Annotated in this window: 20 protein-coding genes; 6 read left to right on the top strand and 14 right to left on the bottom strand. The window is 41.0% G+C overall.

The features are described from left to right. Positions 1-78: 78 nt before the first annotated feature. Together A4G17_RS08860 and A4G17_RS08865 are read right to left on the bottom strand one after the other, a co-directional pair. Positions 79-495 carry a ClpXP protease specificity-enhancing factor gene (locus tag A4G17_RS08860; protein WP_123955950.1) on the bottom strand — a complete coding sequence of 139 codons (417 nt, stop codon included), beginning with the start codon at positions 493-495 and terminating at the stop codon, positions 79-81. After that, entirely contained in the window at positions 495-1,142 is a 648-nt protein-coding gene (locus A4G17_RS08865) for a glutathione S-transferase N-terminal domain-containing protein (protein WP_123955949.1), read from the bottom strand. Before A4G17_RS08865 ends, A4G17_RS08860 begins: the two co-directional genes overlap by 1 nt. A gap of 167 nt (positions 1,143-1,309) precedes the next feature. On the opposite strand from A4G17_RS08865, the gene A4G17_RS08870 reads away from it, so the two are divergent. Next, a complete protein-coding gene (locus A4G17_RS08870; protein ID WP_123955948.1) occupies positions 1,310-1,636 on the top strand; it encodes a DUF496 family protein in 327 nt (108 codons plus the stop codon). Positions 1,637-1,690: 54 nt separating this feature from the next. Here the strand turns inward: A4G17_RS08870 and aroC are convergent, their stop codons facing one another. Genes aroC through seqA form a run of 4 tightly spaced genes read right to left on the bottom strand, consistent with a single transcriptional unit; the run spans position 1,691 to position 8,113 of the window. Next, complete coding sequence (aroC, locus tag A4G17_RS08875) at positions 1,691-2,773, bottom strand: chorismate synthase (protein ID WP_123955947.1); 1,083 nt, start codon at positions 2,771-2,773, stop codon at positions 1,691-1,693. Positions 2,774-2,806: 33 nt separating this feature from the next. After that, positions 2,807-6,073 carry a mechanosensitive channel MscK gene (gene mscK / locus A4G17_RS08880; RefSeq protein ID WP_236941006.1) on the bottom strand — a complete coding sequence of 1,089 codons (3,267 nt, stop codon included), beginning with the start codon at positions 6,071-6,073 and terminating at the stop codon, positions 2,807-2,809. A 34-nt stretch (positions 6,074-6,107) separates the two neighbouring features. After that, positions 6,108-7,532, bottom strand: a complete 1,425-nt coding sequence (gene menE / locus A4G17_RS08885) for an o-succinylbenzoate--CoA ligase (RefSeq protein ID WP_123955945.1) — start codon at positions 7,530-7,532, stop codon at positions 6,108-6,110. A 20-nt stretch (positions 7,533-7,552) separates the two neighbouring features. After that, entirely contained in the window at positions 7,553-8,113 is a 561-nt protein-coding gene (gene seqA / locus A4G17_RS08890) for a replication initiation negative regulator SeqA (RefSeq protein WP_123955944.1), read from the bottom strand. A gap of 106 nt (positions 8,114-8,219) precedes the next feature. Between seqA and A4G17_RS08895 the strand changes: the two genes are divergently transcribed. Next, on the top strand, positions 8,220-8,993 hold the full coding sequence (locus A4G17_RS08895; RefSeq protein ID WP_123955943.1) for an alpha/beta fold hydrolase: 774 nt from the start codon (positions 8,220-8,222) through the stop codon (positions 8,991-8,993). A 100-nt stretch (positions 8,994-9,093) separates the two neighbouring features. Here the strand turns inward: A4G17_RS08895 and A4G17_RS08900 are convergent, their stop codons facing one another. Continuing rightward, positions 9,094-10,155 (bottom strand): porin, encoded by a 1,062-nt coding sequence (locus A4G17_RS08900; RefSeq protein ID WP_123955942.1) that lies wholly within the window; start codon positions 10,153-10,155, stop codon positions 9,094-9,096. A gap of 449 nt (positions 10,156-10,604) precedes the next feature. Here A4G17_RS08900 and priC point away from each other — a divergent pair, with 449 nt between their 5' ends. Beyond that, positions 10,605-11,117, top strand: coding sequence for a primosomal replication protein PriC (gene priC / locus A4G17_RS08905; RefSeq protein ID WP_123955941.1), 513 nt, complete (start codon positions 10,605-10,607; stop codon positions 11,115-11,117). Positions 11,118-11,275: 158 nt separating this feature from the next. Here priC and pmbA read toward each other — a convergent pair whose 3' ends face one another. Continuing rightward, positions 11,276-12,625 carry a metalloprotease PmbA gene (gene pmbA / locus A4G17_RS08910; protein ID WP_123955940.1) on the bottom strand — a complete coding sequence of 450 codons (1,350 nt, stop codon included), beginning with the start codon at positions 12,623-12,625 and terminating at the stop codon, positions 11,276-11,278. 156 nt (positions 12,626-12,781) lie between these two features. On the opposite strand from pmbA, the gene yjgA reads away from it, so the two are divergent. Continuing rightward, positions 12,782-13,318 carry a ribosome biogenesis factor YjgA gene (gene yjgA / locus A4G17_RS08915; RefSeq protein WP_123955939.1) on the top strand — a complete coding sequence of 179 codons (537 nt, stop codon included), beginning with the start codon at positions 12,782-12,784 and terminating at the stop codon, positions 13,316-13,318. Positions 13,319-13,322: 4 nt separating this feature from the next. Then, a complete protein-coding gene (locus tag A4G17_RS08920) occupies positions 13,323-13,670 on the top strand; it encodes a SirB2 family protein (protein WP_123955938.1) in 348 nt (115 codons plus the stop codon). Between the two features lie 109 nt (positions 13,671-13,779). Here A4G17_RS08920 and rplY read toward each other — a convergent pair whose 3' ends face one another. Beyond that, positions 13,780-14,067 carry a 50S ribosomal protein L25 gene (gene rplY, locus A4G17_RS08925; RefSeq protein ID WP_123955937.1) on the bottom strand — a complete coding sequence of 96 codons (288 nt, stop codon included), beginning with the start codon at positions 14,065-14,067 and terminating at the stop codon, positions 13,780-13,782. Positions 14,068-14,346: 279 nt separating this feature from the next. On the opposite strand from rplY, the gene A4G17_RS08930 reads away from it, so the two are divergent. After that, positions 14,347-16,860, top strand: a complete 2,514-nt coding sequence (locus A4G17_RS08930) for a glycogen/starch/alpha-glucan phosphorylase (RefSeq protein WP_123955936.1) — start codon at positions 14,347-14,349, stop codon at positions 16,858-16,860. 106 nt (positions 16,861-16,966) lie between these two features. Here the strand turns inward: A4G17_RS08930 and A4G17_RS08935 are convergent, their stop codons facing one another. The 5 genes from A4G17_RS08935 to nrdG all read right to left on the bottom strand — a co-directional run bounded on the left by A4G17_RS08935 (position 16,967) and on the right by nrdG (position 22,754). Next, complete coding sequence (locus A4G17_RS08935; protein ID WP_123955935.1) at positions 16,967-19,036, bottom strand: transglycosylase SLT domain-containing protein; 2,070 nt, start codon at positions 19,034-19,036, stop codon at positions 16,967-16,969. Positions 19,037-19,140: 104 nt separating this feature from the next. After that, a complete protein-coding gene (gene dcd / locus A4G17_RS08940; RefSeq protein WP_123955934.1) occupies positions 19,141-19,725 on the bottom strand; it encodes a dCTP deaminase in 585 nt (194 codons plus the stop codon). 8 nt (positions 19,726-19,733) lie between these two features. After that, on the bottom strand, positions 19,734-20,378 hold the full coding sequence (udk, locus tag A4G17_RS08945) for a uridine kinase (protein WP_123955933.1): 645 nt from the start codon (positions 20,376-20,378) through the stop codon (positions 19,734-19,736). A gap of 121 nt (positions 20,379-20,499) precedes the next feature. Further along, entirely contained in the window at positions 20,500-22,281 is a 1,782-nt protein-coding gene (nrdD, locus tag A4G17_RS08950; RefSeq protein WP_123955932.1) for an anaerobic ribonucleoside-triphosphate reductase, read from the bottom strand. Positions 22,282-22,292: 11 nt separating this feature from the next. After that, positions 22,293-22,754, bottom strand: a complete 462-nt coding sequence (gene nrdG / locus A4G17_RS08955; RefSeq protein ID WP_123955931.1) for an anaerobic ribonucleoside-triphosphate reductase activating protein — start codon at positions 22,752-22,754, stop codon at positions 22,293-22,295. Positions 22,755-22,776: the final 22 nt, after the last annotated feature.

Below are 22,776 nucleotides of genomic sequence, written 5' to 3' on the forward strand. Positions count from 1 at the left end.
TTTATAAAAATTTGAAAATAAAAAACAAGCGACCAAATTTGCAAAACGTTTGCAGGATCTGACCGCTTGTAGAACACGTTATTTCACTAACTTAAGATGTGTTGCTTTACGTTTCACCACTTTTTTTGGTTTTTCGCTTAGCGTTTGTGTTTCCTGACGCACAAGGTAAACTTGCTCATCATAGTAGGGTTCGTCTTGGAACATTACACCATCGCTGGTTTCTTGAGAATAAATCGCTTCTGCTGCACCAAAAGGAATATAAATATCTCGCAACATACCCTGAAAGCGAGCACTGAAGCTAATTGATTCGTCGTTCACACAATATTGCCCAATCGAACGGGGTGAAATATTCAGAATAATTTTACCTTCACGCACAAACTCTTTTGGCACATCCACATTTGGATACTCCGCATTTACCAGTAAATAAGGCGTGTGATCGTTATCGATCAACCAATTATAGTAAGCATGGTAAAGGTAAGGACGTAAAGGCTTCATTAATCTTTGTCATCCATTAAATTTTTCGGTGCACTCCCACCAACAGATTGCATAAAACTTTCACGTTTGAATACGCGGCTCATATAGGCTTTAACTGCTTTACTCCCTGTTCCCGTGAATTCGACGCCAAGGTTGTGTAAACGCCATAAAAGTGGAGCAACATAGCAATCCACAAGACTAAATTCATCACTTAAAAAATATTGTGTGTCTGAAAATACTGGGGCAAGGGCCAAAATTTCTTCACGCAACTGTTTCAATGCTTTCTGTTTTTGAGCCATGGAAGCATTTGGGTTTCTATCCACTAAATCAATTAATGCATACCAATCATTTTGAATACGGTGCATATTTAAACGACATTGCGCACGCAATACAGGGTAAACTGGCATGAGCGGTGGGTGTGGAAAACGCTCGTCTAAATATTCCATAATAATACGAGCGTTTGATAACACTAAATCACGATCGACTAACGTTGGGATGGTACCACGAGGATTCACTTCCATTAAATCTTCTGAAATTGTACCCGGCTGGATATTCTCAATTTCATACGCAACACCTTTCTCTGCTAACACAATTCGTACTTGATGGCTATAAATATCACTTTTTTCTGAAAAAAGAGTTGGCACAGAACGTTTATTTGCACTCGTCATTTTCTCTCCCAATAATTTAAATCTAAAAATAATCTTTGCAGTTTAGCATAATTCATACTCAAAATAATAGTGGTATTTTGTTGAGAAAGAAGCGTATAAACCTTTGACGAAACGAAAGAAAAGGACTAGCATTCACCTATCATTTTTTCATCTAAAGGAAATTACTTATGGAAAACAATAAAAAACAGTCATTCCAAGATATGCTGGAATATGTGCATCTATATCGTTTAAAAAACAAATTGTTGCGTGAAACTGCAGATAATGATCGCAAAATTCGAGACAACCAAAAACGCATTTTATTATTAGATAATTTAAATCAGTACATTAACGATTCAATGTCAGTTGAAGAAATTCGAGCCATTATTGCGAGTATGCGTGAAGACTATGAAACTCGTGTTGATGATTACACTATTCGCAATGCAGAGCTTTCTCAAGAACGTCGCGGCATTCGTCAAAAAATGGCAGAACACGCGAAAAAGAAAACCGATTACTAAGCAAACAAAAAGTGGTAAGAAACAACAATTTCTTACCACTTTTTTAGCGTCCAACTAACGGCATTGTGCCTTAAAACGCAAAAGATGATCGAGCAATACGATTGCCATCATAGCCTCTGCAATCGGTACGGCACGAATGCCTACGCAAGGATCATGGCGACCTTTCGTCACCAACTCCACTGCTTCATTGTTCAAATTGACGCTCTTGCCGGGGATAGTGATGCTGGATGTTGGTTTAAATGCAATATGAGCAATAATCGGTTGCCCCGAACTAATTCCCCCTAAAATTCCACCTGTGTGATTAGAACAAAAGCCATTTGGCGTCATTTCATCACGATGCTCTGAACCCTTTTGTTCAACCACCGCAAAGCCATCCCCTATTTCCACCCCTTTAACGGCGTTAATCGACATCAATGCGTGAGCTAAATCCGCATCTAAACGATCAAAAACGGGCTCACCTAAGCCAACTGGGACATTTTCCGCAATCACGGTCAATTTCGCCCCAATGGAATTGCCTTCTTTTTTCAGATCACGAATTAATTCGTCAAACTGTGCAACGGCGATTGGATCAGGGCAGAAAAATGGATTGCTATTTACTTGCTGCCAATCAATATTTTCTATTTTTTCTACAGATGCCGGATCAATCTTGATTGAACCAATTTGAGACAAAAAGCCGCGTACTTCAATGCCAAATTGTTCTCGCAAGTATTTTTTCGCAATCGCTCCCGCTGCGACTCGCATTGCGGTTTCACGTGCTGAGGAACGGCCACCACCACGATAATCCCGAATGCCGTATTTTTGCTGATAAGTGTAATCTGCATGCCCTGGGCGGAATTTATCCATAATTTCGCTGTAATCTTGCGAACGCTGGTCACCATTTTTAATCAACAAGCCAATACTTGTGCCTGTGGTTTTGCCTTCAAATACCCCTGATAAAATTTGTACTTCATCATCTTCACGGCGTGGCGTAGTATAGCGTGATGTACCGGGTTTACGGCGATCAAGATCGGGCTGAATATCCGCTTCACTCAATGACATATTAGGCGGCACGCCATCTACAATACAACCTAATGCGATGCCGTGTGACTCCCCAAAGGTCGTGACTTTAAAAAGTTGTCCAATGCTATTTCCTGCCATAATTATCCTTTTTATTTTCTGTTGATTTGCAAATTATTGGTTGAATCTGACCGCTTGTTGCTCACTGTTATACAAGTGAACGTCCATCTGTTTGAATGCCATCTTGATATGATGTTCTCGAAATAGTTCATCAATCCGCTGATAGAGAAAGTTTCTCGTATCAGAACGATCGTCAAGTTCTGGCACATAAACATTCAACTCGTGATCTATCCACCCTTCACCGAACCCGACTAAATTCACACTTGGTTCAGGATCTTTCATTACCTTTGGTGCTTCACTTGCCGCTTGCAACAGTAACTTACGCACTAACCCCAACTGACTCGTTGAGCTAATTTTCATCGCAATTTGTAAGCGAGTGACCGTATTATTCAACGTCCAGTTAATGAAACGATCGGTGACAAAAGCTTGGTTAGGTAGCACGACCTCTTTATGTTCATCATCTTGAAGCGTAGTTGAGCGTAGCCGAATTTTGCTGATCACCCCAGTGTAGTTACCTACGGTGACTTTATCGCCTACTCGAATTGGGCGTTCAAAAAGTAAGATCGTGCCAGAAACAAAACTGCCGAAGATTTCCCTTACCCCAAAACCGAGACCGACAGAAAGGGCGGTGAAAATCCATTGAATTTTGCTCCACGAAATCCCCAAAGAAGTAAAGGCTAAAATACAGCCAAAGGTCACAATAAAATAGGTGATCACAGCCGTAATTGTATGCGGCGTCCCTTTAGATAGTTTTAGTCGTGAAAATACGGTAACTTCTAAAATCCCAGCAATGTTTTTTACCAAAACATAAGTCACTGTGACATAAAGCGTGGAACGCAATACATTTAGCAACGTGATGGATTCAACCACTGTACCTTTACTGGTGGTCTCAACTTGCTCCCAAAGTACAAAGCCATTGAGATAGTAAGCCACACTCAGTAAATCAGACCAAATCGCATAAAGCGAAATAAATAAAAGCACCCAAGCGATCAAATCCGCCATACGGAAAATTTGCTGATTAACCGTCGAAATTTTGATTTTTTCTTCACGATGTTCTTCTTTTATGCTCGGGCTATCAGTTTTTCCTTGTTCTAAAATCTGCTCACGAATTTTCTCTCGCTTACTCTGCAAACGGCGATACGCCATACGACGTGACGAAATCGTTAAAGAACGATACGCAAAATAACGCCCAAACACCCAAACCAATGCCACCAAGTAACTTTTTATGATGTGTTCAACAATATAAATTGTGGTGTAGTAATAGCCCAATATCATTAACACAATAAGGGTAATTGGAATAATGATTAAGACTAAACGCAATAATTTGAACAAATTCACATTACGGTTTGTACCATCTTCCAACATCGCATTTTGGTATTCTCGAATACCTCGATCAAGCAAGGGTCTGATCACGAACAAGCACAATGCAAGGGCAATGATCATCATGACTTGTCCAATCACATCATCGGTAAAATCAATGCTATCGACTTGAGAGAAAATCAGCGTAACGGATAACAATAAAAAAACAATCCAAACCGAGTAACGAATAATCCGTCGGAAAATTTCATTACTCGCTGGTGGCATACCAAAATGCACGTAGGCTAAGCCATGTGGACGAAGCAATGCGAGAACAGTAGCAAAAAAGACCCAATAGCCCGCCATTGACGTCAGCCATTGTGAAGCCGTTAGCGGATTATTGAAAAATAACGCTAACAGTACCGTAGCAATAATCAAAAATAACAAGGTGTTTGGCAGCACAAGAGCAATCGTCCAAAACATCGCCTCAGGGGTATGCCAATGGCTATCACTTTTTAACGTATTAACTTGGCTAGCAATCTCTGCAAGTCGCTGTTTTATTGCCGTCTTTTTCCATAAAATTAAGCCATAAAGCAATAATAAACTTGATAAAAAACTGAGCTTAGAAAAGAGATCATGTTTAATATTCTCAAACCCAAAGTAAGACGATAATTTCTTTGCTTCTGCAATTGCTAAACGCGGAAAATTTTCCAACCATGATAAATCAATCGGATTATTACTCGGCACCCAAAAGCTTTGTTGCTGCAACTCTCGCTGTAATGAATCACTAAGCTCAACAATTTGTCGCTGTGTTGCTTCAATTTCATTTGACTGATTAAGCTGTGCATTCAAGGTTTTGACTAAATCAATGACAATCTTTTCCCGCTCTTTGAGAATATCCGTCAAGGTCTGGCGTTCACCGTCATCAAATAACACTTTATGTTCCGTTTGAAGACGCTCGATCACATTCGGAATGTTGTAAAGTTGATCTCGAGTTTGTGTCAATTCAAACAGCTCAACACGCAATTTCGCAATGTCTTTGGCTAGCCCTTTAATCACACTTTCTGTCGGTAAAGTCTGCTTTTGTTGATAGATCACCCGAGAAAGCACAAGAGTGCCTTGCAACGCACTAATTTGTTCTTCAATGTTTCGTTTGGTTTGAGTTAACGCATCTAACACATTTTTCGCCCGTAAATTATCCTGCGATAATTTATTCGCTTTTTGTGTTTGCTTCACTAAATATTGGCTGAGATCGGTGTTATAGCTTAGTTCTTCCTGAATAATCGGATTCTCCGCCTTATTCTCTGCCTTCAGTTGTTCTGCTTGTTTTGCTTGAGCTTCAAACGCTTTTAAACGATTGGCATTCAACACGTCCTGCAAACTAATCAACTGTTTTTGTAACAGCTGTTGTTTCAGACTCAGCTCATTTTTCTTCGCCTCATCAATAGAAATCAACAAATCAATATTCTGCCCTAAAATGAGGTTATAACGATTATTGCTTTCTAAGTATTTTAATTCCGCATTATATTTATCAATCAACGATTTACTGGCTTGGCTATTGTATTTCCAACGGTTTAATTTATCTGATTTTGCGTTATTTTCTGTGATTTGCTTACGTGTCTGTTCCAATGCCGCACGATAACTCGCCAAACTTGAGCTCACTTCATTTAACTGTGTTTGTGTATTTTGCAGATTTTGCTGAATGTCTGTTTGTCGAATTTCTAATGTGGCATTGTCTAGATTACCAAACCCGTTTTGTTCCGACTCTAATTCCTTTTTGAGCTGGTCAATCCGTTTTTGATATTGCGTTAGGGTATTCGGTGCATTCTTAATTTTACGTTCAAGAGCTTCAATGTCTGCTTGCTGTTTCTTGGTTTTCTCCACAAATACCAAAGCACCTTCCAAATTTTGTGCTAATAAGGTTGCTTCATCTGGCGAATAGTTACCATTATTTTTCAATGTATCTAACTGCTGACGAAGTTCATTGACAGGCACGAGATCATCTACCTCAGCCGACGCAGCCATACAAAAACATAACGTAAAAACAGCAAATAATCGCTTAAACATTGTATAACTCTCTTTTTTGAGCAATTTCTTGTTGAAGTTGTCGGCGTGAAATTTTTACCCCACCTTGAGCCGTGATCTCAAGGGGAAAATACGCCACTGGAAGTTTAAATTTTTCTAAATGTTGAATTGCAAAGTTTTGCAAGGAACTGACCGCTTGTTGCGAAAATGGCTCGACAAACTCCACCACTGCAACAGGCCGTTGCCCAAATTCCTTATCCGCAATTGGTACAACGAAAGCCTGTTTTACTATGCCTGATTGGAACAGTACCCGTTCAATCTGTTCAGGTTGAATATTTTCACCGCCAGAAATAAATTGGTTATCCAACCGCCCACAAACCACTAATTTGCCGTGTTTCCACTCACCTTTATCTTTTGTCGCAAACCAACCACACTGATTAACGAGTGGCACAAGTTGCTGATTGAGCCAATAACCTAAAGCAAGCCCTGCTCCACGCACCCAAATTTCGCCTTGTTCTATTCGCACATCTCGCCCTTTTAGAGGCGAGCCTACATTATCCAATTCCCCTTGCACGGCACAAATGGTGGACGCCATTTCCGTCATTCCATAACCAGTAAAAGTCTCAATATGTTTTTCTTGTGCGGCAGAAATCAGCTCAGGTGGAATAAACGCACCGCCCAATAATATTTTTTGCGAAGTCGATGAAACCAAATCATTTCTCGCTAAGTACCGCTGTAACTGGGTTGGCACAAGCGATGCATGGCTGACTTGTGCCAATGTTTGCCAAAAATCTGCTTTATTTTCGGCAAGATGCAACGTTGCACCTTGCAATAACCACCGCCATACAATGCCTTGCCCAGATACATGAAACAGCGGCAAACTCAACAACCAAGAATGGTTTTGTTGAAACTCCATTAACTCGCAAACGCTTTGAGCATTATCTAAATGATTCTGAATCGAATGCACAACCGCTTTGGGACTGCCTGATGACCCCGAAGTGAGCGTAAATGTTGCGGGCAGAGACGATTTTAGTTCACATTTTACTGGCAAAGGGAGAATTTCATGCTGACAAGCGGTCAGTTCCGAAGAAAATTTTGCAAATGCGTCATCGGTTAATAGCCTTGCAACGCCATTTTCACGTAACACCGCCTGGCGTTGTGATTCTGCCATTGCAGGATTGAGCATTAGGATCTTCGCCCCCAATTGCAACACTGCTAAATAACAAAGCAATCCCGCCAATTTATGCGAGCCTGAATAGGCAACCAAATCCCCTGCTTGAATTGCATTTTTTTGCAAGAAACTGACCGCTTGTTGCACCAACGTGTGCCACTCTTGCCATGAAATTTGTGCAGGTAAAAATGAAAAAAGGGCAGAATCGCCTTTTTTCCAACTCACAGCAATGGCTTGGGCGGAATGTTCCGCCCAGTGTGCCGTAGGAAATAAAGCAAATTCTGCCATATCAACAACACAAAATAAATTTACGCTAAAGACGCTTTCACACGTTCAATCAACTCTTCTGGCAACTCCATTGCCGTCATCAATCCACCCAAAATGATCCCTTTACGTTCAGTATTATTATTGGTGATCACCCAAAATGGCGAATCAGGAATTTGTTTGGCTTTCACACTGCTGCCAGTTGCTAGAATCACTTCTTTATCACGGGCGAAGTAAATTCGCTCACTGCCCTGCACATTTTCCGTAGCATGGGCAAAACCTTCTGGATTGGTGATATACAGTGCAGAAAGCAGTTGTAAGAAACGATTAACCACTTTCGTTTCATCAATAAATTGACCTGATGTTAGAACGAACTCAATTCGCTTAATAATCTTTTCTTGGAGAGAGAGGTTTTTCTTATTTTTGGGTAACTTCGCTAAATCTTTCAGCTCATTCAGCATTGTTTCTTGAACAAGCACAAAAGGCTGTGGAGAGGCAGGTAAACGAAGTAAACGGCGTAAAATATCTGATGCCGTTTCACCAATCGCTTGTGTGCGGCTGGCAATGTAATGGTATAATTCATCATCAATTTCAATTGTTTTCATCGATTTCCCCTTAAAGATGTAATAGCAAAATGTTTAGGCATTATACGCATTTCCGTTCTTTTTAACAGGATCTCGATCCAAAATTTAACGCATTTTTCTCAATTTTATGAACAAAAAACCGACACTTCACTATCAATTTCAAAAAAACGAAAACACAACTAAAACCCTGCTTTTTCTACATGGTTTGTTTGGCGATTTAAACAATTTAGGTGTAATTGCTCGTGCTTTTGCAGATGATTATTCAATATTACGGGTTGATTTACGCAATCATGGGCAGTCGTTTCATAGTGATGAAATGAATTATGCTTTGATGGCTGAAGATCTGGTGAATGTGCTTGAGCAGTTGCAAATTAAAAACGTGATCGCCGTCGGGCATTCGATGGGCGGGAAAACCGCTATGGCATTAGCCGCGGTAAAACCTGAATTAGTGGAAAAATTAGTGGTAATCGATATAGCCCCTGTAGCTTACCAAGGTAATCGCCACGAAAGTATTTTTGCCGGGTTGCTTGCAGTAAAAGCCGCAAGGCCACAAAACCGCCAGCAAGCGAAAATAGAAATTGCCAAAGTTATTCGTGATGAAGGCGTACAGCAGTTTATGTTGAAATCCTTTGATCCGCAAAGCCCTGATTCGTTTAAATTCAATCTTTCTGGGCTTCAACAAAATTATCACAATTTAATGGATTGGCAGCCTGTTAAAGCAGACATACCAACGCTGTTTATTAAAGGGGAGCTCTCCGATTATTTGCAAACCAAAGATACCGAAACGGTATTACGCCAATTTCCCAACGCGAAGCTGTTTGTGGTAAGTAATGCCGATCACTGGGTACACGCTGAAAAACCAGAAACCGTAGTGCGGGCTATTCAGAAATTTCTGAGCTAACAAGCGGTCAGTTCCCTCCTATTTTTTGCAACTCCATTTCACACAAACAAAAAAACGAGCAACCGAAGTTGCTCGTTTTCTATTAAATTAACTAAATATATTACCAGCTTACACGTAAACCAACACCGATATCTTTAGAAGTGGTTTTAGTTGTGCCAGTTGAAGTTTTGACTTTAGATTTATCAACAGCACCTTCCACATAAGTTAACACATTTTTGTGTAATTTATAGGCTGCACCCACCATGTATTTGTTACCCGTGGTTTTGCTGATTGTAGTTTGACCTTCTTTGTCTTTACTTACACTGTGACCAAAGTTGCTGTAAACGGAAACCGCTGGCGTTACTTGATATTTAACCCCTAAACGGAAACCATTGAAACGATCTTTGGTTGAACCTGTTTTTTCAAATGAACCTGCATAGTCCGCAGCTAAAGTTAATGCATTAATAGTGTATTTTGCACCAGCTTGCCATGCATCTTTATGTCTTTTCACGTTAGTACCCGTTGCATAGTTATCGCGGGTATAACCTGCAGCAACAGTCGCTGATTGACCTTCTGCTACTTTGAAGTCATATACAGCACCAACGCCATAGCCCGATTTAAGTTCGTCAACAGTAACATTTTGGTTTGCATCACGTTTTTCAGCAAAACGATAATCTAAACCAATCTGTAAGCCTTCAATACCTTTATAATCATAGCGAACCGCCGCTTTACCACTTGCAGCTAATGTGCCATCGAAAGTACCGTATGCATAGTCAAAACCAGCTTGAGCGATATCATCACCAATTAATACTTGGCGACCGAAAGTTAATTCACCGAATTGTTTGCTACCTAAACCCACATAAGCACGGTGAGCATACAAGTCACCGAATTGGTCTGTTTTACCTTCAATTTCATCATTGAAACGGAATTCAACACGACCTAACGCATAGAAATCTTCTGCGATGTTGTGCTTCATACGAACGCCGAAACGTGAGCCATCATTATGTAAGTTTGAGTGTTTTTCTTTTTTAGGACCTTTATCAACTTTTGAGTCGCCCTTGTCTAAACGTAAACGAATAGAACCGTCAAAATCAACTTTTGAACCGTCTGCTTCGTAAACCGTTAATGCTGAAGCTGAAGATGCAAATGCTGCTACTGCTAATGCTACAAGTGTTTTTTTCATAGTGTTCACCTTAAATTATTTTAGTTTCGTCAAATCACTCTCGTTAAGGTATAAGAGTAATCGCCAGAATCGATCATTTACGTCAATTGTAAGTTTGGGTAAATGCTGATTGCGGGCAAATAGTGGCAGAATCTGAAATTTATGTCAATCATTAAACACTTTTTTAACAATCTATGTTTTATGATTAAAAATCAATAAGTTATAAAAAAACAGTTTCACACGGAGCAAAAAAACAGATTAAAAAGAGTATCACTCCATATCAAGAAAAAACATAACCCATTGAAAAAATTAGATTATTTAATAAATTCAAAAAAGTTCATTAAAAATGTGAGCCAAGTCACATTTTTAAAAACAATTTTGATTTTAGTCTATTTTTTAAGCAAAAACTTAGTATTGAAAAGCCAATACAAGCCTTTATAATGGCAAAAAACGCTATTTTTTAGAGACTTATGACAAATTTTACACAAAGTATTTTGGAAAAATGTACCATTTTCGCTCCTTATCTCACCCATAAGGTTCAAATTTCATCCGTTCTCTTCCAACTTTCCGAAGGACAAGTGGCTGATTTTTTGCAGGAAATAGAAAAAACCTGCCAACTTGTCACCGAACAATCCCAACCGCTCTATACTGCGTTTTACGCTAAGCGGCTAGTCGAGCAATTCGATTTACTTAACAAAGTGGTTAAGAACTTACAAAATGCAAAAAACACAAAAATGCCCAACTTTAAATCCAACTACCGATTTGCAAAAAATTTGGCGTATCTACCCGCTTGTAAGAAACGAGAGGAATATCACAAAGCATTAAGAGCCTTGAATGAGAAAATTAGTTGGTTGATCGAACAGGCGCAACAAAGCCAAACAGCAGAATTGAAAAACTATTTCGAGGCCCAAATTGCGGAAACAGAGTATCGCAAACAGAAATGTCTGATAGCGATTGAGGAATTAAGTGGGAAAGAAAATTAAGGGAAAAAGTCTACGGCTGTCTACAACGGTTAAGATTTTTACGTTTTTTCCCATAACATCATAAACCAGCTGCAACTGTTCTTTTTACGTTCTTGCAGCTATCTATCACCTTTATCATGGTTTCTATCTTTTCGTAGAAACGGTCTTGCCACTATTTGTTACATTCCCGAAATTTTCATTTTGTCGAGCAAAATTGAACCTGTTTGAATGTTAGAACGGTGTTCAATGTCATCGCCCACAGCAACAAGGTTTTTGTACATTTCTTGCAGTTGTCCTGCAATGGTGATTTCGGCAACAGGGTATGCAATTTCGCCATTTTCCACCCAAAAACCCGCCGCTCCACGTGAGTATTCACCTGTTACGCCATTGATGGCACTACCGAGCATTTCCGTGACGAGCAAGCCAGTTCCCATTTCATTAAGCAACGTTTGTAAGCCACCTGTGCGGTTTGGTTTCACTAACCAGTTGTGAATGCCGCCTGCGTGCCCTGTGGTTTGTAAGCCGAGTTTTTTAGCACTATAACTAGTTAATAAATAGGTTTGTAGAATGCCATCAGTGATGATATTGCGATTTTGCGTGATCACCCCTTCGCTATCAAATGGCGATGATGCAAGCTGTTGCAATAGATGTGGGCGTTCAACAATTTCGAACCAGTTTGGTAAAATCTGTTCGCCTAACTTATCTAATAAGAAACTGGATTTGCGGTATAGCGCCCCGCCACTGATCGCCCCTGCAAGATGTCCAACTAAGCCAGTAGCAACATCATTGTAGAAAATCACGGGAACTTCACACGTCGGTAATTGTTGCGGATTAAGGCGATCGACCGCTTTAATCGCCGCTTGTTTGCCGACCCATTCTGGCGTAGCAAGTTGGTCAAAACGGCGGGAAATGGTGTATTCATAATCCCGCTCAAGTTGGTCTTGATAAGCCGAAATCACACTACAAGAAAGCGAGTAGCGACTTGAAAGATAGCTTTGTAACATTCCATGTGTATTGCCATACACTCGAATGCCACTATGTGAGTTGAACGTTGCCCCTTCGCTATTGACGATATTTTCGTCTGCATTTAAAGCGTGATGTTCCGCTTCAATCGCCAATTGGACTGCCTGATCAACATCAATTTCCGCTTGGTGATAGAGATCTAAATGGGGGGCATCAAATGCCATTAGGGATTGATCAGCCAAGCCTGTGCAATCATCTTCGGAGGTATATTTTGCAATCGCAAGGGCAGACTCGACCGCTTGTTGAATAGATTTCGGCTGTAAATCGGAAGTGGAGGCGTTGCCTTTGCGTTTGCCGAGATAGACAGAAATGCCAAGCGATCCATCATTGTTAAATTCGATGTTTTCAATCTGCTCTAAACGGGTAGAAACGGACAGCCCCGCAACTTTGGTGACACCCACTTCGGCAGTCGCGCCTGCTTTTTCGGCTAATTGCAACGCCGTTTGTACTGCGTCTTTTAAAATTTGTTCTTGCTGCTGTAATTCAGTTTTGGTAGTTAAGCTCATAATGATTTCACTGTGATGAAATTTGCAAAAAATGGAGAGAATCTGACCGCTTGTATCGTTTGACCAAACCGCCATTTATGCCTAAAATGCAAAGCGAAAAATCATATCAGAAAAGCCTATCCTGTGCGATAGGCTTTTTATTCATAAGGAAAAACGATGGCTCGTAAACAGCGTAATAATGAAATCGACTGGACAGACGATGAAGAAGAAATTATTTGGGTGAGCAAAAGCGAAATTAAACGTGATGCAGAACAACTGAAAAAATTGGGGGAAAATTTAATCCACCTTACCCCTGCGAATTTGGCCAAAATTCCGTTAGACGATAGTCTGCGTGAGGCGATTGAGTTAGCTCAACGTTTGCGTTTAGAAGCACGCCGCCGTCAAATTCAATATATTGGCAAATTGTTGCGTAATCGTGATCCTGAACCGATTCAAGAGGCGTTAGATAAAGTGGAAAATCGCCATAATCAACAGCTGGCGTTGTTGCAAAAACTGGAACAGACCCGTGATCACCTGTTGGAACAAGGCGATGGGGCGTTAAATCCATTGTTGGATGAGTATCCCCACTTAGATCGCCAACATTTACGCAATTTGATTCGCTCTGCTCAAAAAGAGAAACAAGCAAACAAACCACCAAAAAATTACCGTGAAATTTTTCAATATCTAAAACAAATGATCGCAGAACAAGGATAACACCATGCAACAAGTTTTTCTCGCACACATCGGGCTGGCGTATATCAGCTTGATTTTATTACTGACTCGAGGCGTACTGTCAGCAAAAATGGTAGATTGGCGTCAATATAAATTGCTGAAAATCGCCCCACATCTTGTCGATACCTTACTGCTCATTTCGGGGATCACGATTTTCTTCGCTTTCGGCTTTTCGTGGGCAGAAACATGGATTTGGTCGAAACTGCTATTTTTGGTGCTGTATGTCATCTTCGCCGCTAAAGCCTTCAAGAAAAACCAACGCTTTTCACTTAAACATTTCTTGTTGGCGGTGGTAAGTTTTATGTTGGTGCTGTTGATTGCAGTGATGCACTAGCAACAAGCGGTCAGATTCTTGCAAAATGTTGCAAAGATCTGACCGCTTGTATGAAGTCTCGATACGAAAAAAGCTCTCTGTATTTCAGAGAGCTTTTTATGTTTAAGCATTAAACGCGTTTGAAGTCCAAGTGAACCAATTTTGGTTTGGTTGGGTGACGTTGCATTGCTTGCACTTTTACTTTTTCTTCTTTACCACCAACAACGATAGTTAACACTTCGTTGTAAAACGCATCGTGTACTTGTGCGTTGTTTACTTTGTCGTGGTCTAAAACGATAGATACTGGCTCTGCGTTACCACCGTAGATGATGGCAGGAACTTGACCAGCGTGACGCAGGCGGCGGCTCGCACCCTTACCTTGCGCTAAACGTACTTCAGCTTCAAATTTAAATGACATTGTTTCATTCTCTATAAGGTGAGCATAATGCTCTGTGAATAAAAAATAGCAGGCGACCCAGCTATTCCCATAAAAATAAATGGCTTTCCATTCAGAAAAGCCGAGAGCGAATTCTAAGGAAAAATCAACAAAAAGCCAACTTTTTTTTCTACTTTTTCTTAAATTTCTGAAACAGCTCACAAAAAAATGATTTCTCTGAAGAATTACGCTGTAAATCGAATTTTTTTGGTAAAATATCGCCATTTTTTATTGATAAATTCAACATATCAGGAGTAATAAATGGGCAGTTACCAAACAGATACCCATCTGAGTCCCGAAAACATTCAAAATGTAAAAAATGCAATTTTGCATAAATTGGTTTTCGCATTAGGCGTTGAACCTCGAGAAGCCAGCCGTCGTAACTGGTTAAATGCAGCATTGCGTGTTGTGCGTGACCTTTCTACTGAATCATGGCTACAAACTCGTCGTAACCAAGCAGCGAATACGAGCCGCCGAGTCTATTATCTTTCAATGGAATTTTTGATGGGACGCACCTTCAGTAATGCGATGATTGCAGAAGGCGTTTATGAGCTGATCAAAGCGGCGTTCGACGAATTAGGTCAAAATTTAGAAAACATCATCAACGAAGAAGGTGATCCCGGCTTGGGCAATGGCGGTTTAGGTCGTTTAGCCGCTTGTTATATGGATAGTCTTGCTGCCATGAAAATTCCTGCAATTGGTTATGGTATCCGCTACGAATACGGTATGTTCCGCCAAGAAATCAAAAATGGTGAGCAAATTGAGCTTCCAGATGATTGGTTAGAACAAACGTTTGTTTGGCCATATGTACGCTCAAGTAAACGTTTCCCAATTCGTTTTGGTGGTCGCACTTGGCAAGAAGGCAAAAAAACCGTGTGGCAACCTGATGAAGAAATCGTTGCGCAAGCCCACGATCAATTAATCCCTGGGTTTGAAACTACTGCAACTAATAGCTTGCGTTTGTGGTCAGCTCACGCTGGGGAAAAAGTATTTGGCTTAGCGGACTTCAACCGTGGCGACTATTTTGCTGCAATGATGCAACAAAATACATCTGAAAACGTGTCTCGTGTACTTTATCCGGACGATTCAACTTATAACGGTCGTGAGTTGCGTTTACGTCAAGAGTATTTCCTTTGCTCTGCATCAGTACAAGATATTATCCGCCGTCATGAACAAGAATCTGGATCTTGCTTGAATTTAGCGGATAAAGTCGCTATCCACCTAAACGACACTCACCCAACCCTTGCCATTCCTGAGTTAATGCGTATTTTAATTGACGAAAAAGGTTACAGCTGGGAACAAGCATGGAATACTACCCGCAAAACGTTCTTCTACACTAACCACACTTTGATGAGTGAAGCCTTAGAAACTTGGCCAGTAGAAATGGTGGCTCGAGTATTACCTCGTCACTTACAAATTATTTTTGAAATCAACGATTGGTTCTTACAAGAAGTACGTGAGAAATTCCCAGGTGATGAAGAGTTGATTAAACGAGTGTCATTAATTGATGAACATGGTGATCGCCGCATTCGGATGGCATGGTTGGCTGTTGTGGCATCAGGTAAAGTCAATGGCGTGGCAAAAATTCACTCCGACTTAATGGTGGAGTCTATTTTCGCTGATTTCGCTAAAATCTACCCAGATCGCTTTACTAACGTAACTAACGGTGTCACTCCACGCCGCTGGATTCAAATCGCCAACCCAGGTTTAGCCGTAATTTTAGACAAATATATCGGTAAAAAATGGCGTACTGAGCTAACTGAACTAAGCAAATTAAACGAATTTGTGGATGATAAAGATCTACAAGCGGCAATTTCTGCGGTGAAAATTGAAAATAAACGCAAATTAGCCGCTTACGTGGAGCAAACCCAAGGCATCAAGCTCGACCCTGAGGCCATTTTTGATGTGCAGATCAAACGTATTCACAAATATAAACGTCAACAGCTCAATGTGCTGCATATCATTGCACACTACAACCGCATTTTGAAAAATTCTGAAGCCGATTGGCAGCCTAGAGTATTCATTTTTGCAGGTAAAGCGGCAAGTGCGTACTATGCAGCGAAAAAAGTCATCCGCTTAATCAATGATGTTGCAAAAGTCATCAACAGCGACGAACGCATCCGTGGCTTAATCAAAGTGGTATTTATCCCAAACTACAGTGTTAGCCTTGCACAGTTGATTATTCCAGCGGCAGATGTCTCTGAACAAATTTCATTAGCGGGTACCGAAGCATCGGGCACTTCCAATATGAAATTTGCTCTCAATGGTGCATTGACGATTGGGACTCTTGATGGGGCGAATGTAGAAATTTTAGATCGTGTTGGCAACGACAATATCTTTATTTTTGGTAATACCGTAGAGCAAGTAGAAGCATTACGTCGTAATGGCTACTCGCCATATCACTATTTTGAGAATGATGCGGAATTGAATGAAGCCATTTCACAAATTCTCAGCGGCAAATTCTCACCAGAAGATCCATATCGTTACCAAGACTTAATCTTGAACTCTGGCGACTACTATCAAGCCTGTGCGGATTTCCGCAGCTATGTTGATGCTCAAGAAAAAGTAGCAACTTACTTCCGTGATAAGCAAGCATGGACCCGCTCTGCGATTATTAACATCGCCAATATGGGCTACTTCTCGTCAGACCGCTCCGTTCTCGACTACGCTCGCGACATTTGGAAAATTGAACCAATGAGCGAGAAACAGTTAGATGAGCAACCAAAAATTGCTGATATGATGAGTGAGTCAAGCCGTTTATTGCTGATTAAATAGCAAAAGCGGACACACATCCCGAGAAGTGAACAACCCTCAGAGGAGAGGGTAAATAACTCAGTCTATTTTACAAACTAAAATGCTCCCGTTTGGGAGCATTTTTTGTTTAATAACGCTGCTGTTCTTCTGGAGAGAAAAGCATAGGCGGTTTTGTACCGTACAACATTTGATAATAGAAGTCATACGCCAACACATTTTGCACGTAACCACGAGTTTCATAAAACGGAATAGACGCAATAAATTCGTCCATTTCCAATTTATTGTTTGCTCGTGCCAACCAGCGTTCTACTCGATGTGGCCCCGCATTGTAGGCAGCGGCAATCAAAATACGATTATTCGGGTACTTCTCATTTAGCTCCCCTAAATGGGCCGTGCCTAGCATAATATTTCTAAATGGAGAAAGTAAATCTCGCTCTTGTTGATACGGTAAACTCCGATTTTTTGCCGTTGCTTGGGCTGTGGTTGGCAACATCTGCATTAAACCGATTGCATTTGCATGAGAACGTGCTTGTGGATTCCACGCACTCTCTTGGCGGGCTATCGCCATTGCAAAACTTGGTTGAACCGCACTGTTAGTTAAATTTGCTTTAAACCATTCGGCATAGGCATTTGGTAATCTTAATGGCAGATAATCCCATGCTTTCGCTTGAATGGTAGCCTCTACTGCTAAATCAAACCATTCCTGCGTAATCGCATATTCGGCTAACGCCACTTTCTCATTAAAATCGACACGTTGTAATAATTCAATCCACGCCAACTTTGCCGAACCAAAGCGAGCTAAATTGCGTAGTTCTGCTACCTTGGCAAGCGATCGGTTTAGCTGATTTTTTTGCAAATCCGACAACGGCTGAGTTTTCGGGAGCGTTGGCAGATAACGCTGTTTCAATCTATTCGCTGCAAGCATCGGATAAAAACCTCGCTCGCTCGCCAATGTTTTCAGTATTGTCAAACGTTGCGTTGGATCGGCTTTGGCTTGCCAATATCGCCACTCTTGTTTATTTTTTGTCTCATCTGAAAGTAACGCTAACCACGGTTTGAGATCTGTTTGTTGCCAAATTGCCAAACGCAGACGACGCTCCGTGAGATTATCCGCTTTCAACTGCGTAATCTGCTCGTCTCGCCATAACTGAAAGATAGGATCGGCATTGTCAAACAAACGGTTTAGAAACACGATTTTCCATTCACGCTGCTCTGCTTCCGACAGTTGCCAACGTTCCGCCCATTGTTGATAACGAGAGAAATCTGGGTTTTCTAATTGCTCAGGTAAGGTTTTCACCATAGCTGGAAAGGCAGCGAGTAAAATCGCTTTATTATGAGCTGCAAGCGGTTGGTTCTCAGCAAAATGTTGCAAATTTTGCGGGGAAGCCAGCAAGTGTTGAACCGTCTTTAACCAATTCGCTAAATCTCCCGATGCATTTAACGACAAGATCTCTAAGCCTTTTTGACTTTTCTGTTGAAATAAATGGACTGCTTTTAACTGCACTTTGTCTGCTGTTTTTAAGCCTTGGTCTCGCCAATAGGCTTCAATGCCGTTACATTCGCTCGACAGCCTATCTGTTTGTAACCAAAACGGCTCAAATTCGGCAAGCAATGTCTGCAGCGTTGCAAAACTTTTGCTGGAACCGACCGCTTGTTCTGCTTCCGGATTCGGTTGAAGCTGTTCCGCAAGCAATTGAAATTTTGCCGAAAACAGGCGACATTGATTCGATTGATCTGGCTTATGTTGCTTAGCATATTCCACTAATTCAGAAAATTGTTGCGTATCGTACAAAGCAGGAAAGAGACGTTGTGGCAATTGGTTACGCTTGGCAATTTCCGGAAATTTTGCGGTGAAATCGTCAATCCACTGCGTTAACACGGCAGGATTTTTCGCCGCTTCAGTCGTCAATTTGGCTTTCAGTAATGCCCATTGCAATTCATCGAATAATGGATAGGTGGGATCTTGCAATTTTTCGGCTAACTGTAAAAGATGATCTGACACGTTGCCTTGCTTTTCCGCCGCATTGAGTAGGGATTCAAGCTGTATAAAATTTTCGCGTTGCTGACGAAGCTGCTTTTCGGTTTGTTGTTGCTCCGCTTGCCACTGCTGTTTTAGTTCTGCTAGCGTTGTTTGGACTTCGGTTCTTGCCCAAGCTGAATTGGCAATACATAAAACTAATAAGGTTTTTTTCCACATCGTTGGCTGCCCTTAAAAACAAATAAAAGATTGCTTGTGGTTAGTAAACAAAAACCGCTTGAAGTTGCCTAACAAGCGGTGAGTTCCGAAGAAAATTTTGCAAATTATTCGTCTTGGTTAATACGGCTGGAAACCGCACTCTGCTGATTTTTGTATTTTGCGTCTTTACGCACATTATAGGGGCGTTGAGCATCGCCGCTAAGAATTTCAAAACTCAAGGCGCCGATCGCCATATTGGGGCGTAATGCCAACGGCAATTTGCCTGCATTAAAAAATTCCAACACAATTTTGCCTTCCCAACCGGGATCAATGCGATGTGCGGTGACGTGAACCATCAAACCAAGACGAGCCAAAGATGAGCGGCCATCAAGCCAACCCACAATATTCGCTGGCAATTTGACCGATTCCAATGTGGTCGCCAACGCTAATTCACCCGGGTGCAAGAAAAAGGCTTCGCCGTCTGCAATCAGAATTTCATCACTCATGACTTGTTCAAGCTGAGCGGCCATTTCTTCACGTTTACCACTTAAATCAATATAGGGTGTGGAATGCTCACGGAATACACGAAAAGAATTGCCTAGTCGCACATCAATGGTTGCCCCGTTGATTTTGTCGTTAGCCGGACGAGGCGTTAAGCTGATAATGCCCTCGTCTAAATAACGTTCGATGTCGATGTCACATAAACGCATAATTTATCCTATTTTTGCTTTAAGAGCTGTTTGATTTGTGCTTTCAAAATATTGATTGCAATACGGTTTTTCCCGCCCTTTGGAATAATCACATCTGCATATTGCTTAGATGGCTCAACGAACTGTAAAAACATTGGGCGAACGGTTTTGCGATATTGGCTCACCACTGATTCCATGGTACGTCCACGTTCTTCCATATCCCGTTGTAAACGGCGAATAAAACAGATATCGAGCGGTGCATCAACGAAAATAGAGACATCAATTTCATTACGAATAGCTTCATCTGTCAGCAACAAAATGCCTTCTAAAATAATAATACGTTTAGGAGAGAAAGGCGTAACGGTGGATTTGCGGTTATGTTCGGTATAATCATATTCAGGTAGTTCAACGGATTGCCCTTGTTTTAAGGCTTTGAGATGAGAAACAAGTAAGTCGTGATCCATTGAGTTGGGGTGGTCATAGTTAGTTTTGACCCGTTCTTCCATCGCAAGGTGCGTTTGATCGTTATAGTAGGAATCTTCTGAAATAATGCCAATGTCGTCTTGACCGAGTTCTTCTTTGAGTTCTTTATAAATCGTTGAAGCAATTAGACTTTTACCTGATGCAGAAGCACCCGCAATAGCAATAACAATACAGTTTTTATTTTCAGACATAGTAGTTCCTATTAACGTAACAGTGGCGGGGAAAAATTTTCGCAATTATACAATATTTGCAAAAAATTGCGTAGAAGTGACCGCTTGTAAAATCCATTTTCTGGAAATACAAGCGGAAATTCTATGCCGCTTGTCGATGATAGTAACGAAGTTGATGCTCTTTCTGGCGTGATGAACTAAAGGCAGAGACCCGTTTTAAATAACCAATCACCCTTGTGCCATAATCAATGTTTGTCGAAGCACAGCAAGGGCAGCAAGTTAAGGTGCGTTTATCAATTTGTCCGCAGTCGTTGCAAATGGTAATTTTGACATTCACACAAAAATAATTGCAGCCCGTTTTGGCGGCAATGTCGAGCAATGCACGATAACCTTGTTGGTTTAACGCTTCTTCTAAATTGAGATGCAATGCAGAGCCACCATCGAGCCATTCAACCAACTCTCTGCCGTGCAGTAAAAATTTATCCAATGTATTGATGTGTTCATCTTCAACCACATAAAAATAGGAGTTATAACACTCTCTCGGCACCTGATAGCCTGCTTGACGATCCCACTTGGCATTTTTGACGCCGAGGTTTTCTGCAGGAACAAACTCGGTGTTAAATTTCACCCCATATTTTTTACTGGCGTGTTGATTTGCGGTGAAAATCGTTTTGAGCTGTTTTTGGACAAATTCAACATATTCAGCGTGATACCCCACGGCAATCCCTTGCGATTCTGCCGCTTCAACCATTCCGTTAATGCCAATTGTCAAAAATTGCTTGTCTAATGAAATAAAGCCCGCATCATAAACGGGCAACATACCTGCTGCGAGATACTCTTCCATCAGCTGTCGATAGGCATATTGATATTGATGAATTTTGCCGACTTCTTTCGCTAAATCCCGCCCATCTTGCACTAACCGATTCATATTCAAGGTGATCACATTTATTGAGCCTGTTGCTACCCCGCCAGCCCCAAGAGAATAGGAAAAAGTGTGATCATCCACCTGATTGCGTAATCGGCAACAAGAAGCTAAAGAATCGGGATTATCCGATTGATAAATAAAAAAGGCATTCCCTTCCGCTAAAGACTTCGCCATTTTATCGGCAAAGTGCGTGTCTTTGCATTTGCCTTGTTCGGTGAGCATAGCGGCAGTCACCACAGGAAAGGTTAAAATCGCTTTGGTTCGCTCTTGGTTAAACCAATCCATAAAGAAATCTTGCAATCCGGATACACTGTCCCAGTTCGGTTTGCTGAAGTCAGGGAAGACGAAATCACTGAAAATCGCATTGAAATAATATTGATCGTAAACCGAAATATTCCAAAAAACACTTTGATATCCGCGTGCAGCAGCGGGTTGGTTAATGCTATAAACTACTTGTTGAAGATGATTAGCGATCTCTTTTGAATGGGTTTCCAAATAGTTATCACCATAATCTTTACGGGCGAAATAATCCAAATAAGTGAGAAATTCAACGGTAGCAACCGCCCCAGCAAATTGTGAGCTAATCGCAAAAACCAAATTGATAAACGATCCACAAAAGGAGCTTAAATGTTGCGGTGCTTTTGACTCACCACCCAATTTTGATAAACCGTCAAGTAAAAAAGGGTACAAAGTAACCGAGACGCAATAGGGCTTCAAACTGGTTTCATCATGTACATAAATTTCATGATCTTCAATTTGACGCAAATATTCATCTGCCAGTGCCTGCCCAAACAGTTCGGCAATTTTGCCGCTTACTTTTGCCCGATTGATCTGCACGAAAAAATCTTTCATCAGTTCATTTTCCATCGTGGCAATGTTTTTTTGTGTCACATTTGCGTTAGCATCCATTTTGGAACCATCCGCCGCATTTTTCGCAGCAAGATATTCCTCAATAAATACCAATTTGGCTTGTAACTGTTCGGGTTGAAGTCTAATCATTTTGCTCTCCTTTATTTGATAAATAGATGATTCAATATGTCGCCCGTGCGTAAATCAATAAACCGCTGATTGGTCGTTAAACTGTTTAAACCGCCCCGCTCTGGAATCCAACGTCCCGTTTTTAAATAAGTTAAAAAAGGCAATAAATTAGGCGGCAATTCTTCTTTTTCTAACCCAGTATATAAACCGCTTTTGAGCCCCGTTTGCTGAACAGTGGCAAGTAGCTCTACTAGAGCATCTGGCTGCCATTCTCCCCCCATAAATAGTACGCAAGTAATCAGCCCTTGATAACAAGCCAAACGTTGCTTTAAATATTCAACCGAGAGCGTTTTTCCATTTTGTCCATTCCAACTTTCTCGGCTATGGCAACCTTTACACCCAAGTGGGCAGCCTGAAATCAAAAAAGCTAACGATACTTCGTTAGGCACCTCTTGAAAAACAACGGATTCTGAAACAAATTTCAACTGACACATAAACACAACATATTGTGGTTTT

The sequence above is a fragment of the Frederiksenia canicola genome (assembly GCF_011455495.1).
GTDB classification, from domain to species: Bacteria; Pseudomonadota; Gammaproteobacteria; order Enterobacterales; family Pasteurellaceae; genus Frederiksenia; species Frederiksenia canicola.

Coding starts and splice junctions, on each gene's coding strand:
- A4G17_RS08860 (WP_123955950.1), bottom strand. CDS start 495: ATGAAGCCTTTACGTCCTTACCTTTACCATGCTTACTATAATTGGTTG.
- A4G17_RS08865 (WP_123955949.1), bottom strand. CDS start 1,142: ATGACGAGTGCAAATAAACGTTCTGTGCCAACTCTTTTTTCAGAAAAA.
- A4G17_RS08870 (WP_123955948.1), top strand. CDS start 1,310: ATGGAAAACAATAAAAAACAGTCATTCCAAGATATGCTGGAATATGTG.
- aroC (WP_123955947.1), bottom strand. CDS start 2,773: ATGGCAGGAAATAGCATTGGACAACTTTTTAAAGTCACGACCTTTGGG.
- mscK (WP_236941006.1), bottom strand. CDS start 6,073: ATGGCTGCGTCGGCTGAGGTAGATGATCTCGTGCCTGTCAATGAACTT.
- menE (WP_123955945.1), bottom strand. CDS start 7,532: ATGGCAGAATTTGCTTTATTTCCTACGGCACACTGGGCGGAACATTCC.
- seqA (WP_123955944.1), bottom strand. CDS start 8,113: ATGAAAACAATTGAAATTGATGATGAATTATACCATTACATTGCCAGC.
- A4G17_RS08895 (WP_123955943.1), top strand. CDS start 8,220: ATGAACAAAAAACCGACACTTCACTATCAATTTCAAAAAAACGAAAAC.
- A4G17_RS08900 (WP_123955942.1), bottom strand. CDS start 10,155: ATGAAAAAAACACTTGTAGCATTAGCAGTAGCAGCATTTGCATCTTCA.
- priC (WP_123955941.1), top strand. CDS start 10,605: ATGACAAATTTTACACAAAGTATTTTGGAAAAATGTACCATTTTCGCT.
- pmbA (WP_123955940.1), bottom strand. CDS start 12,625: ATGAGCTTAACTACCAAAACTGAATTACAGCAGCAAGAACAAATTTTA.
- yjgA (WP_123955939.1), top strand. CDS start 12,782: ATGGCTCGTAAACAGCGTAATAATGAAATCGACTGGACAGACGATGAA.
- A4G17_RS08920 (WP_123955938.1), top strand. CDS start 13,323: ATGCAACAAGTTTTTCTCGCACACATCGGGCTGGCGTATATCAGCTTG.
- rplY (WP_123955937.1), bottom strand. CDS start 14,067: ATGTCATTTAAATTTGAAGCTGAAGTACGTTTAGCGCAAGGTAAGGGT.
- A4G17_RS08930 (WP_123955936.1), top strand. CDS start 14,347: ATGGGCAGTTACCAAACAGATACCCATCTGAGTCCCGAAAACATTCAA.
- A4G17_RS08935 (WP_123955935.1), bottom strand. CDS start 19,036: ATGTGGAAAAAAACCTTATTAGTTTTATGTATTGCCAATTCAGCTTGG.
- dcd (WP_123955934.1), bottom strand. CDS start 19,725: ATGCGTTTATGTGACATCGACATCGAACGTTATTTAGACGAGGGCATT.
- udk (WP_123955933.1), bottom strand. CDS start 20,378: ATGTCTGAAAATAAAAACTGTATTGTTATTGCTATTGCGGGTGCTTCT.
- nrdD (WP_123955932.1), bottom strand. CDS start 22,281: ATGATTAGACTTCAACCCGAACAGTTACAAGCCAAATTGGTATTTATT.
- nrdG (WP_123955931.1), bottom strand. CDS start 22,754: ATGTGTCAGTTGAAATTTGTTTCAGAATCCGTTGTTTTTCAAGAGGTG.